Origin of the sequence: Pseudoalteromonas sp. MMG012 (assembly GCF_018100875.1) — a bacterium.
Classification (GTDB): Bacteria; Pseudomonadota; Gammaproteobacteria; order Enterobacterales; family Alteromonadaceae; genus Pseudoalteromonas; species Pseudoalteromonas aurantia.
The window spans coordinates 1-14,463 of record NZ_JAGJEF010000010.1 but is presented as its reverse complement, the minus strand read 5'-3'; the positions used below and the strand labels follow the sequence as shown (position 1 = coordinate 14,463).

The 14,463-nt window shown below is 40.3% G+C and carries 8 protein-coding genes; all 8 read left to right on the top strand.

Annotation, left to right across the window (positions count from 1 at the left end; all coding sequences use genetic code 11):
- Positions 1 to 280: 280 nt before the first annotated feature.
- The 8 genes from J8L97_RS05280 (at position 281) to J8L97_RS05245 (ending at position 14,426) form a co-directional block, all read left to right on the top strand.
- Positions 281 to 4,420 (top strand): TOMM system kinase/cyclase fusion protein, encoded by a 4,140-nt coding sequence (locus J8L97_RS05280; RefSeq protein WP_211048149.1) that lies wholly within the window; start codon positions 281 to 283, stop codon positions 4,418 to 4,420.
- 59 nt (positions 4,421 to 4,479) lie between these two features.
- Complete coding sequence (locus J8L97_RS05275) at positions 4,480 to 5,847, top strand: hypothetical protein (protein ID WP_211048148.1); 1,368 nt, start codon at positions 4,480 to 4,482, stop codon at positions 5,845 to 5,847.
- A gap of 95 nt (positions 5,848 to 5,942) precedes the next feature.
- Positions 5,943 to 6,722 (top strand): phytanoyl-CoA dioxygenase family protein, encoded by a 780-nt coding sequence (locus J8L97_RS05270; protein WP_211048147.1) that lies wholly within the window; start codon positions 5,943 to 5,945, stop codon positions 6,720 to 6,722.
- 63 nt (positions 6,723 to 6,785) lie between these two features.
- Positions 6,786 to 8,012 (top strand): amidohydrolase family protein, encoded by a 1,227-nt coding sequence (locus tag J8L97_RS05265; RefSeq protein ID WP_210995826.1) that lies wholly within the window; start codon positions 6,786 to 6,788, stop codon positions 8,010 to 8,012.
- A 3-nt stretch (positions 8,013 to 8,015) separates the two neighbouring features.
- Positions 8,016 to 10,199, top strand: coding sequence for a TOMM precursor leader peptide-binding protein (locus J8L97_RS05260; RefSeq protein ID WP_211048146.1), 2,184 nt, complete (start codon positions 8,016 to 8,018; stop codon positions 10,197 to 10,199).
- Positions 10,200 to 10,254: 55 nt separating this feature from the next.
- Complete coding sequence (locus J8L97_RS05255; protein ID WP_211048145.1) at positions 10,255 to 11,010, top strand: phytanoyl-CoA dioxygenase family protein; 756 nt, start codon at positions 10,255 to 10,257, stop codon at positions 11,008 to 11,010.
- Positions 11,010 to 13,181 carry a YcaO-like family protein gene (locus J8L97_RS05250; RefSeq protein ID WP_211048144.1) on the top strand — a complete coding sequence of 724 codons (2,172 nt, stop codon included), beginning with the start codon at positions 11,010 to 11,012 and terminating at the stop codon, positions 13,179 to 13,181. Before J8L97_RS05255 ends, J8L97_RS05250 begins: the two co-directional genes overlap by 1 nt.
- A 285-nt stretch (positions 13,182 to 13,466) precedes the next feature.
- Complete coding sequence (locus tag J8L97_RS05245) at positions 13,467 to 14,426, top strand: FHA domain-containing protein (RefSeq protein WP_211048143.1); 960 nt, start codon at positions 13,467 to 13,469, stop codon at positions 14,424 to 14,426.
- Positions 14,427 to 14,463 lie beyond the last annotated feature (37 nt).

The window sequence follows — 14,463 nt, the reverse complement described above, 5'->3', positions numbered from 1 at the left end:
AACCCTATAATGTCTAATTAATGACAGGAAAACCCCGATTCATCACATGATATATGTAACGTAACTAAGAATTGAAGGCCTCTTTTGATATTTGTTCAATGTCTAATACGAACACGCTTTACATCTGCGACTTACCATCAGAATCAGTAACCCTCATATAACCACAATTTCCTTAAACATAATCCCTCGACTACACAGTAATTATTGATAAGGATGTACATTGGATATAATATAAAAACAAACATTTAACAGTTGTACCTCATATGGAATATGTTCGCACATGGCTACGTTAACCACGGACCTTGATATCAAAACAACTTTTCGTTCAGACTATTACAAACTACTTAATAAAATTGGTGAAGGAGGATTTGGGCTCGTTTATAAGGCAAAGCAAGTAAGTACAGGGCAAATTGTCGCAATAAAATTTCTCTCACTGCCACATGAACTGGTTCAAGATAAAAGACGTCGCTATATCGAGCGCTTTCACCGGGAAGTTGATTTAATTGGTCGCTTGAATCACCCCAATATCGTGCAATTAATCGATAAAGGTCAACAACAAGATTCTCTACTTTACGCCGTGTATGAATACATTGATGGGCAATCACTTCGCGACAAATTAATTAACTCAGGCCCTTTTGAACCCTCAGACGCTGCACATATCATGGCGAGTGTATTAGATGCCCTTGCCCATGCACATGACAAAGGTGTTATTCATAGAGACATAAAACCAGCAAACATAATGCTCTACCGTGTAGGTGCAAATACACACGTTAAAGTACTTGATTTTGGCATTGGAGCATTAAGACACGAAGCTCGTCAGCTTGATTACAAAAGTATTACATTGACGCAAGAAACCTTGGGTACTCCATCTTATAGCGCACCAGAGCAGCTCAGAGGAGAACCTCCAATACCTCAAACTGACATTTATGTTTGGGGACTTGTGTTTTTAGAGTGCCTTACTGGCCAACCTGCCATTTCAGGTAGTAGCTTAGCTGCTATTTTTCATCAACAGTTAAGTCCCTCCAATGTACCTTTAGGGCTTTTAGCGGGCCATGAGTCCGCAAATCTATTGCGTCGTGTATTAAACAAGAAATCCCAAGAACGCCCAGCAAGTACAACCGAACTTTATCACCATTTTAAAAAGCTGAATTTCTCTAATTTAGTTGGCTCTCTTTCTTTTCAAACCAACCGTGATAATAGAGGAATTGTACAATCTAACGATGACGATGAAACGCAATACTACGATGCTCGCTTATCATATACTCGATTAACTGAGCGAAAACAAGTCTCTGTGCTTTGTGTCATTATTAGCACGGTTCAAGAAGCTACAATCGGCAATGAAGAACAAGACATTCTTGACACGCTCCATGCTGATCAAATGCAGCAATGTATCGATATTGCTGTGAGGTATGGTGCCTACCATGTTGGAAACTTAGGCGATACATTACTGTTCTATTTTGGCTACCCGCAAGTCACCGACAATGATAGTCGTTTATGTAGTCGCACAGCTCTTGAAATTGCCAGCAATTTACATAAAAAAAATGCGTTACTCAAAAAAACACAAGGTGTGACATGTTATGCCCATATGGGCATACAAGTAGGGATGATGGTGAGCCTAGCGAATAACATGCCGGAAGGAAAAACCGCACATGAAGCAATGAACCTGTGTCGACAAGCCCCGCCAAATCAAATTCTTTGCTCTGAAAACGTAAAACATTTGCTAGATGGCTATTTACATTTTGATATGTGCAATCAAGTAAATCTTACTCATAATCAAAATGACCCAATATTCATTTTACATGGAGAGCGTCAATTAGAGGCTTTTGGGTTTCTTAGAGGCACCAGAAAAAATTCCATTTTTGTTGGTCGCCAGCCTGAACTGAGAACATTACACACCCTACTTACTAGTCAATTAAACCCCGACCGACCTAGGTGTGTACATATTCAAGGTGAAGCAGGTATTGGCAAATCACGTCTAGTTTTTGAGCTGCGCACTCAGAGTAAAGCGTTGCGTCACCTAGTTGCACAATGTTTACCGGAATATAGAAACAATGCGCTGTTCCCTATCATCACGTTGTTAAAATTTAAATATTCGCTTGATGCCCTCACTGATACCCAAGCATTAGGTGTCCTCAAACAGGCAATACAAAGAACATTTTTGACTCAAGAAAAGCAAGAACAAGGGCTGTTAATTTTATCCGCGTGGTTAAATCTTCCATTGCCAGAGCATAATAACGCCTCGAGTTTATCTCCAGAAATACAAAAACAAAGACTATTCGATATTTTAGTGCACCTGTTATGCCAGCCCTCTGAGCTTTACCATAATGGAGCAGCCGTTGTCAGGCATTTGTTTATTTTTGAAGATATGCACTGGGCAGATCCAACCAGCCAGGAATTCATTGGGTACTTTGTTTCAACCAGTGTATTTCGAGAAGGTGCTCACAGCTGGCTAACAACTTCAAGAGAGTCTCAGCCTGCGTCAGTTGACCCTCATTTGTTCACTCAGCTATGTGTGCCAAAGCTAAACAAAGAAGATACAACTTCTTTTATCACTTATTTGTTTGACCACCAGCCTCTCGCATCAGGCCTGCTTCAAGTGCTTCAAGAGCGCACTGATGGTATTCCATTGTTTATTGAAGAACTGGCATCCTCATTACAAAAACAAAAACTGGTCCATAAAATAAACGGGCAATTTGACTTCGTGAGTGAAGATAAAAAAGCCCTTGTACCCATGACGTTACGAGATTCATTACAGCAAAAGCTTGATCAGCTGCAATCAGGAAAAGACACTGCACAACTGGCGGCAGCAATTGGTCGCGAATTTGATTACGCGCTACTTGTCTCTGCCTCTGACAAAGATGAAGCACAAATACAAAATGATTTACAAGCGTTAATCAATACGGAGCTTGTTTTCCAACAACGGCAAGTGGATGGCGATAATTATATTTTTAAACATGCCTTAGTAAGAGATGCCGCTTATGAAGCGATGTCTCTTCAACAAAAAGAACAAATTCACTTACAAGTAGCTAAGTCTTTAGAGAAGTCGTTGGAATATAATGCCGATTTGTCTATGTCTTTAATTGCTAGGCACTTCTTTTTAGCGAAACAATACCGCGAGGCAACCGAATACGGTTTAAAAGGTGTTCAACAACAAGTCACTTATTCAGCAAACGTCGAGGCACTTGAAGCTACCAAAGAGGTTTTAGACTGGTGTCAACATATTAAAACTCCCACAGTTGCTATGGAGCTAGAAATACAAATCCTTGGTGCTCAAATAGCCCCTGTTTTATCACTAGACGGATATGGAGGAGATAGAGTAGCCCATATAACCCAGCAGATCCCTGCACTTGTAAAACAACTAAATGAGTTAGCGCCGACAGGTAATACACACCTTCGAAAATTAACCAAAGATAAAAGCGACTGGGTATTATTCCTGAATTTATTCTACGAATCGCAACGCGAAAAAGCGGGGATCTTAGGCCGAGAAATGATGGCCGATGCTATTGCGCATAATGACACTCAAAGACACATGATGGTTGCGATGATGTTAGCCGAAGTCTACTTTTTTGATAGTGATATAGACAACGCGTTGGTTTTGCACGAAAAGGCGATATCACTTTGGGATCCTGAGCGCGATAAAAATTGTTACCGCGATTACGGTATACATCCTCATGTACAGAATCTCGCGATGGGTGGGATGTACTACTTGCATAGCGGTGATATTTCCACAGCAGCAATTAGGCTCGCCCAAGCCGAATCATTAATTACTGATGACTTAGATGACATATCTAGAGTCTTTGTCTACTTATTTCAGGCAATTAATGCAATTCACTTAAATGACAACCAACAAATCAAAGACAGTATGCACGCTTATGATCGTCAATATGGTAAAGGAACCTCCGTGGTACATCATACTGTATATCTGAGTGCGCTTTATGCCTTTGCAACGGACGATTTTGAATTAGGCAACTTAAAAACAAATATTATTAGGCAATCTGAGCAAAATATTTCCACCGCTAGATGGTGTACTTTTTTAGCCAAACTGTACATGAAACATCATCACTTTGATGAAGCAATCAAACGCTTTAGAGATAGCTTTGCCATTGCACAGCGGAATAACACATTTATATGGTTTCCATATATCAAAACAACGTTAGCGAAATGCCTATTTTTAAAAGGTTATCATGAAGGAGTAAGCAACCCTGTGAGTCATGAAATCAAGCAACTCTTACATGATTCAATACAATTAGCGTGGCAAAAAAACTCTAGGTGGTCTGCCCTCGAAGCACTGCATTGTTTAAAGGCAATTGCGCCTGAGCTGATGACAAGTGATTACAATCATAAGCTTAAAGAATTAACCATGTACATGAACGAACGTGGGCTACAAAACGTCACGTATAAACCTGATTTTATATACTAAGCGGTACCTAAGTGCGTTAAGTGCAATCGCATAACCCTAAAAGCAAGAAGGAACGAATAATGAGCAATACGTCTTCAAATATAAATAATATTGTCGTTACTGACAGACTCGTACTGAACCATATATGGCCGAACGTGCTCGCGAGATACTGGCAACGTTGTGATGAAGGAGATTGTGTAAGGTGCCTATATGACATCCTAAAATATGACCTCAACATCCAAAATGTTACAGAAGTATACCGCGATGAACAAGGTAATGTAGTTCCGTCGCCTGCTGGTACGTATGATCCAACATCAGCACATATTGTCAGTACCGTCGGTGAAGAAGTATTAGTGACACTGCAAGCTATTGATAACGACATCACATACAACACCGGCGATTTATTTAAGCCTGTCAATGGGTATGAGCATCTTTTCGGTAAGCTACACGTCAAAATCCCCCCTGTAAATTCGCTTTATCATATGTTTAATGCTGAAAACACCGCAAATAACAACCAAAGCCAAGCTGATATTATTGCTAACTTTCAATTGCTTGGTTTTTACTTCCCACTAAGCCAGCTGTTTGATGACTATGATACAAAAAACCGCCCTGCTACTCCCTCATTTTGTAATGAAAACGCAGGCAAGACAGATGCCGAGCTTGCTCAAAATTGTGCCACTAACATCATCGACAGCTTGTCTTGCGCAATTATCTCCTGGTACCTCTTTACATATGACACCAGTAGTAATGAGCCATTCATTAAAGGTTTAAAGGCCGAAGTATTGAATCTGCTTAGCGCTCAGCATAAAAAAGCAGGAGAGCAACCCAATAGTGTTGGTCAATTATTCGACCGTGGTGGGGCTTTCGCCTTCACAGAAGACGCTAACTGGGAATACTTTGTACCTAGGATGGTTGCCTATAATTGGAACAGTCGATGGCAAAAAGCGACGATTCGTTTTTCAAATAGCTTAACGGGTGAAAAGACTTTTAAAACCATTAAAGCGACATTACAAGACTCTAAAACAATTGTTGAGGCACAAGAAAAGATCCGCAGTGAACTTAAACAAGGTATTTCTAAGGAGCATATTTATCGGGAATTTGTGCATCATTTCCCTCAGCTACAAACCGATATAGCAGACACATTAAAGACCGCTGGCTTAGAAAAAATTATTAATGAGAATTTTAAAAACACCATCACCGGTGGAGATCAATTATCTAGCTACCCAGAAATGCTAGAAACTCTAGGATATACCATCCCTCCAGGATTGAAGATTTACATACACTATGCCGCTGAGTTGCCAAAAAGCGGCGAAAGGTGGCACCCAGCTGAGTACGCAAGTGAACTTGAAGTCGTACTACCGTCACCACCAGAAATACTCGATGTTGGGGCTTCTGCAATAGCCGATTTTACTGCATTACGCGCCAGCCAGCCATTCACTGTAGGCTAAGAAGTATATTGTAAAAAGCTGATATATTAGTACATTACATTGCTAAATCACTCTGTAGTGTACTTACTACCGATTCCATTTTGAACGATACTTGCATGAAGTCTAAAATAGATAACGCACATAATACGAATTATGAACTGGATGGATTCTCTCTGCATCCTCATAGTATTAACCCTGCCGTGGTTGCTGATGCATTAACAGGTACTCAGCAAGTACTCGTAGGCCGTTATGATACTGGTATTGCGCCTTGGAGCACCCCTGATGTAGGCAATGATAATCAAGTGCAAAGAGTTCAACAAATTCACCTTGCTAATTACGTAATAAAAGCATTATTAACTTCCCCTGTAATTGGTCAACTCGCAGCACAAATCACTGGCGCAAGTTGCGTTCAAATTGTACTCAGTCAACTATATTACAAACCGCCAAACAGTGGTCAAGGAGGTGAAGTTGGTTTTCATCGTGATAACGACTATATTTCAGCGTTTACCTCTGGCGTAATAAATGCTTGGTTGCCTCTGGTTGATATGTGTGCAGCAATGGCGCCTCTCACTTATGTAAATCAATCACATTGTTGGCCAAAAAAATCTCGTTACTCTGGCATAGCACAACACAATCTTCACCAACAGCGACAACTGCTAAAAATTGATTCTCTCCCCCATCCTTGGATCGAAACGCCTTCGATAACAAATGCAGGAGATATTGCCTTTCATCACCCAAAAACTTTGCATGGCAGTGCCGAAAACACCACTGACACAGGGAGATATGCCGTTAGTATGTGTTTAATAACAGATAAAGTGACGTTCAGTACCAATGAAACACGCGCTAGAGAAATGCTAAAAGACAACACGACATACCCAATAATTTATGAAAAATAGTGCCTGCAATCTCATTCATAAAATTGAAATGACACCGTAACATCATTATAAAGGACAACCCAGATGTATGACTCAGACCGCCATGTTGTAGAGCCTTTCGCTATGTGGCAGCAATATGTTGAAAGTACTATTTTCCAAAAATACCCACTTACCTGTGTATACGACACGCCCGCCAAAAAGCGTGAGCGTATTTTAAAGTTTGGACCTCAGGGTGGCATTGACCTTCCCCCTATATTCACAATTGGCGATATTCCTATCATCAATAATTGGCATGACACAGAGCAACTTGCCAGCGCTTATTTGAATACCGACAGTATTGAACAACGTGAGCAAGCAATGTCGGGGGAGCAACAACTTGATTCCATGCAGCAAAGTAATATTGATGTAGCGTGTTTATTCCCTACTTTCGCTACTTTTATCGTCAACCATCAACAGCTACCCGCTGAGGTATCTCTTGCTTATGCTGATGCGTATAATCGTTGGCTTCACAATTATTGCCAACATGCACCAAATCAGTTAAAAGCAGTGGGCCTGATCAGTCGCCATAAGCCAAGCTCTTTACTTAGACAATTAGAACAAATAATAAGCTATGGTTGGTCTAGTATTGTATTACGTCCAGAAGTCATCGCAAATCGAGACTTAGGTCACCCTGATTACGAATCTTTTTGGCAAGCATGTGAGTTTAACAATATCGCGGTTGCATTTCATGGCGGCTCTTGCCTGCATGGCTCAACCACCGGAAACCAACGCTTTAGTGCGAGATTCTCATTGCACGCATGCTCTCATCCAATGGAAGCACAAATGGCGTTTGTGGCTTTACTAGAAAGTGGCGTACTAGAACGATACCCAAAATTGAAATTCGCTTTTTTAGAAGCTGGGGCATCTTGGTTACCTTCTTGGTTATGGCGTTTGGATAACATTTGCTTCCCTGAATTTCCAAGCCTAGTAGAAAGTAATATAAAAATGCTACCTTCCGAGTATTTTAAACGCCAATGCTGGGTAGGTATTGAGTTGGGCGAACCTTGTTTACGCGAAGTCATCAATATTATTGGCCATAAAAAGTTATTATATGGCACAGACTTTCCACACCCAGACCATTTGCATTTCACGACTGAGAATATAACTGAACAGTTGAGCGAGTTAAGCGAGACTGAATGCATTGATATCACTATTAATAATGGTCGAGAGTTTTATGAGTTAAAAATCGATGAACACGGGTCCAGTGCGACCAATCTATCTACTGAATCACATCATATCGTTGCAGCTTCACACATAGAGATGGCAGATTAAACAGTGGCAGTATTTAATGAGCACTATCAGTGGCACCCAAAATTCTTTGTGGCTCCCTATCGGGATACCCACTACCGATTATTGGCAGAATGCGATACCCACCTGATTGAAATAGAGCAGATGGACGCATTACATTCGATTTTAACGCAAGGTAAAAGTTTAACTGAAATAAGTTCGCTCTGTTCCAGTAAGGTCATTGTGAGCCTTAGAACACTTTTGCCAGTACTTGTACAAGCAGGCTTCATTTTACCACGCCAAAGTCTTCCTCAAATCAGTCATTACTATGTGCCCCAATATACTTTGCCTCCCAAAATAAACAATAATAGTCGCTGGAAAGAAATCGTCTGGTTATCTAAACCTGATTTACCCTTTGATTTTGAAAGTGTCTCCCTCCCTGACGCTATATTGGAGCAAACAAGCCTCGTAATCGCAGACGATTACTTAGATCCGCGACTATCTGCGATTAATCAAGCATATAGTGACAATCAAGTTCAATGGTTAATCATTAAAGTGACGGGGGAGCGCGCGTTTGTCGGACCTTTGTTTAACCCCTTAGCTGAAAGTGCATGCTGGCAATGCTTGCAGCACCGTATGCTAATTCATAGTGCTTTACGTTGGTTCACTGATAGTCAAGACAGTGCTTCCATAGAGCCTTCAGTCCAAGCCTTAGCGCCAATTCCGATTCATTATGATACACATCGTATGCAGCAGTTTAAGTCACAGGCCGAAAGAGTCATTCCTGAATTAATGAATGATCACCACCTCAATACGCTTTATGAAATAAATGACACCACGATGACAATCCATCCGGTCATTAAACGCCCTCAATGCCAAAGCTGCGGAGATCCCCATTTATTCAAACACAATACCAAGCCTATTAAGCTAAGCCCTAGCAAAAAGTTAACCCTTGACGATGGTGGCTATAGAACGGTACCAGTAAGTGAGACCCATGATAAACTTCAAAAATTAGTCAGCCCCATTAGTGGCCTACTGACTCACTGCCATACCGAATCAAGCTCTAAAAAGGGGGTCAATCAAATATACCGCAGTGGGTTCTTTCAAGTACCACGTCGACCGCTCTCTTTTGACTCAAAAACTCCGTTGCCGGTTTTTTGGTATAGCTCTATGGGCAAAGGGATCACTCCCATGCAATCTAAAGTTAGCGCATTGAGTGAAGGAATTGAACGTTTAGCATCTCAATATCAAGGCGACGAACCCACACACTTAGCAACTCCACCTAAAAACTCTGATAAGTACATACTACCACAGCAGTTATCCCCTTTTTCAGACGCTCAGTATCAACATTTTTCATCCAAAAGTAATGCCCAACATAATTTGTATTCTACACAACCATACGATGGAGATACGCCATTACACTGGAGCCCTGTTTGGTCTTTAGTCACTCACAAACAGTGCTTTGTGCCAACCAGCTTTTGTTATGATCACTGTCCTTTTGAAGATCAAAAATACAGTCGTTTTTACCACAATGGGGGCGCTGCCGGAAATACCTTAGAAGAAGCCCTTTTACAGGGGTTCCTTGAAATCATTGAGCGAGATGCTATTGCCATTTGGTGGTATAATCAAGTACCTAGAAATAGCGTTTGCTTAAAAGGGATCAATAACGAGTTATCACTTCAGCTATCAAATACGTTGGAGCAACATTGCGATTATTGGGTCTTGAATATTACCACCGATTTTAACGTCCCTGTATTTGCAGCAGTCGCACATAACAAAATCACTGAACAATTTAGTTTAGGTTTTGGTTGCCACATTGATCCCACTATCGCGATACACAGAGCGTTAACTGAATTATGCCAAATTTTCGAAATACGACACAATCATACAGCCCCTTTTGATTTTGATGAGATAACCAACAAAGATTTTCTATTTCCTCTTCAATATTCCGCGGAGAGTACTAATGAAATTAGGCGGCCCTATAACTCAGATATCTGTGACGATATACAACACTTACTAGATTGCGCAAAAAGCTTAACACTTGATGTACTCGTACTGAATTACACTCGTCCAGATATGTGTTTACATACAGCAAAAGTAATCATCCCAGGTACATGTCACTTATTCCCTTACTTTGCATCAGAGCGCCTTTATTCTGTCCCTGTATCTATGCAGCTACAAGCCAAGAGAAAATTAGAATCACAACTGAACCAACATGCACTGTTAATTTAACCCCGCTCAATAAGTACCCATGTACTTACCGGCTAATTGTATTAAGGCTACTCCAATGAAAGACAAATACACAAAAGATGGGTTTGTTGTGTTAGAACAAGACAAAAACTGGCAAGCACTAAAAAATGAGATCTGTTATCAGTTTACTCGGATCTTTACAAACGCAGCCGCCAATAAAATCCCCGCGGCGCTGTGTTGGAATATCGGAGAACCGAACAAAATTCAAAAAATCGACACTGTGCATATGCTCAGTCATTCTGTATATCGATTAATTTTTTCACCGTCACTTATTCAGTATATCATCAACCTCACAGGTGCTCATAAAATTCAATTGAACTCATCTCATTTATTTTTTAAACCAGCCCATAGCGGTAACTCTGGCAACGTTGGTTGGCACACTGACTATAAAAATAGTCGATGTAATAAATTAAACATCATTGTTGCATGTATCCCTTTAAACCCGATCAGTAAACACAGCGGCAATATGAAGTTTGTAAAGGGTTCACATTTGTGGTCCGGCAATACTGAACATGATTTCAATGATGGCGCGCCATGTGATCTTGAATTGCAAACCCAGAAGCTTGTTGACATAACACCTGACAATGTGGGCTATCAAGAAGTCTATGCGTACTCAAATAATAATGAATTCTCTATCCATAACGGTAATACTTGGCACTGTAGTGGACCTAATAGTTCCGATGTTTTCAGGCTGAGCCTGTCAATTTCACTGCATATACAAACCGACGCTTTTGGTTATTGTTTGCCCGACAATGTTCGTAACCCAATAATTTATAATAAAAGTTATTTATAATGAATACTAATCAATTGATCTGGCACCCTAAGTTTCTCCCCTATCGCTTTGAACGCATAGGCGTGTTACTTATTGCTGAACATGAATTTTTTTGGCTCAGTGAACGCGATTACCCTGCTGTAACGACGATTAATGATACTCTTGCACAACCGCTTCAAAACGCATCAACAATTGCACACTCAACGGTACACTGCGCCACATTTTTATATCGCGCCAATCAGCTAGTGAAACATAAAATCTTATGTAATAACTCTGACCCCATGACAATTAAGTACCGCCAACCATCTCCCCAACTATGCTCACAACTTTACGTCAGCGATAACTTTGAGATCAAAAGTATATCCTCAGCAGCCTCTGACTTCTTAAAGCTATGGAGCATGAAACTTCAAACCGTACTCAAGTCAAAAGAAAAAAAACGTGCAGATAAGTTACATATATTACTCGTTGATGATTTACTCGATAAACAACTCTTGCCTCTAACCAAAAAGCTCGATAAATACTGCGTTATCAAAGTTACCGGAAATATACTGCAATTCACCCCTATTTTTAGCAAAAAACGTAACACGTCACCGCAAAGTTTAACCACTAAAAAAGCCAGCTTGCGATATCTTCAAGATCTACTTCGGCAAAACCGTCCCGTAAACCACTTTATTACCTGTCAAAACGAGGGGCGAGTAGCGTTTGCACCATACGAGTTGCGTCATGAATTTTTAGAGCCTCAATGGCAAGATATACAAAGATTACTAAAGCAGCAAATGGAGAGTCATCATTGTGAGCTACTACAATATGATATAGGCAAGGATCAGACATCAACTCACCTAATTCCAGAAGATAGGCGCGTACTTACACTACAAAAGACATTATTTGGCCAACCTATTTTATTACAAAGCAGCCCGATTACATACAATACAGATGGTGGTTCTCGGACTTTAACACCAGAACAAACCATATTAAAAATCATGCCCTTTGTAGACCCTGTAACGGGCTTTATCAGCCACCTGAAACCACTTGAAACAAAATATGAAGGGCCAATAAAAATTTATCAAACAGCTTTTTTTAAAACGCCTTTGGGAAAACATATTAACCGCTTAGATAATAATAGTTTCGTACAAAGTTGTTTAGGCAAAGGGGTTAGCCACTCACAATCGCAAGCAAGTGCATTGTGTGAGGCAATAGAAAGGCGTAATGCGCAGTACCAAGGGAATGAATCCTTTCACATTTCAACGGCTCACTCATTGAACGAGCGACACATGAACTTTCATCAGCTGGCCCCCTTTAGTGAGAAGCAGTACGCAATGTTTTGTGACATTAATAATCCAGAATCTCAGCGCAGCCAAGCTGTCAGACGGTATCACAGTGACTCCATACATTGGTTTGCGAGTTGGTCATTATCCAATAACGAAAAAGTGTACCTTCCTCTAAGTATATGCTTTGCTAATATTCCTTTTACAGACGACTCTTTTGGCCGCTGGCATTCAAATGGTGCCGCCGCTGGTAATTCATTGGAAGAAGCGATACTGCAAGGGCTATTTGAACTGATAGAGCGTGATGCAACGGCCATCTGGTGGTATAACCAAATACACAGGCCTGCATTTGAGCTTTCTCGTATTGCCTTAGATTACTTTACACCTTTGAACGACACACTCAAAGTCAGCCACAATTTTTGGGTGCTCGACTTAACCCATGATTTTGGTATTCCGGTTATGGCGGCTGTGGGAGAGCATCTGCATAATGGCGGTCTCATTTTTGGTTTTGGTTGCCATTTAGAGCCTGAAATGGCTGCCCAAAGAGCACTCACGGAACTCTGTCAATTAATTCCGGTTAGAGACCAAAAGAATGCACCATTTGATTTTGATGCCATAACTAAGCGCCCTTTTCTCTATCCGCAAAATGTACCGGTTGAAAGTGTTAAATTGGTAACTGACAAAGATATTAAAAATAATATTCAGGCTGTGGTTGCAGCACTTGAAGATCAGAACATTGAAGTGTTAGTTGTGGACTATACCCGAGATGAGTTACCCATAAATACGGCAAAAGTCTTTGCACCTGGTTTGTGTCATATATGGCCACAACTGGCTAATCAACGCCTGTATCAAGTGCCTGTCGATTTAGGTTGGGTGAAACAGGCAAAAAATGAATCAACCATTAATCAGCAAGGACTCTACGTTTAAAGCGCTAAATATATTTAATATGACGATATCTTCGAGACTCCTTTATTCAAAAGGCTTTCTCTCGAAGGTACTATCTCTAAAATGTATTCAAGTGCAGTACAACCTAAACATCACATCAATACCTCTGGTAGCAAGTAGCAAGCATATGGGCTTTATGACGAGTCAATAATAATGCCTTATTTGATAGCGATAATTAGATGTAATATTCATGTAATAGACATACATATACACCTTGCTAGTCTAAAGTTTAATATATAGCAAGGACTTAATAAAAGGACATTACGCATGGCAGAGTTAAAAATTAATGCATCACAAGAGCTAGTTTACCTTTCAAAATATCATTTAATAGGTCGTAAAGAAGATGCTGTTAATACTCATATTAATCACCCCAATGTATCTCGTATACATATGCTGATAGAGTGGAGTGATAATAGTTGGCATGTGAAAGATATGAGTAGAAATGGTGTCTGGCTAAATAACAAACAGCTGGATGTAGATCTTGAATACCCTCTATCAATAGGCGACACGATATCTCTCAATGCAACAGCCGATTTTACATTCACCGTTACCAACCTAGATAAACCACTCGATGCATTAGTGCCTGACACAAAACAAACTGTTCACCATAATCAGTTACCCAAAGCCATTTTCCTTGACGAGTTAAACTTACTGCCCAATGAAACAGCGCCTGAAATTGTGTTGTCATATAACACTGAAGAAAAACGCTGGGTATGTGAAAATGCTGAAGATATGACATCCCACCCAGTTTCTGAAGGAGAAAAAATCTATTTTGCAAACACGCAGTGGAAACTTGTCACTGGATCTGACGAAAATGATATCGCAACGGTGGCACTTAATCAGCAAGAAGAGGTTGAGTTAAAGTATATATTTCGTATCAGTCAAGATGAAGAGCACACTGGGTTAAAAGTAAAACATAATAAAACAATGATTGATATGGATGTACGTTGTCATCATTATTTAACCGCCTTACTCGCCCGATATAAAACAGATATGCTAAAACAAGAAGCTGATGACGGGTGGGTCTCAATTAAAAAGTTGTCAAAAGACTTAGGGCTCAGTGAGTGCCACATTAATATTCAAATACACAGAGCTAGAAAGCAATTAATAGAACAGTTTAAACGTATTGGGCTTGTCGCGCCGTCACTAATTGAACGCCGTACTGGCTATGTACGCTTTACCTCTAATAATTTCAATATCTTTAAAGGCAGTGCACTAGAGTATTGAGACAACTCTTTCGTCAATACATTAGGCCACCTATCAC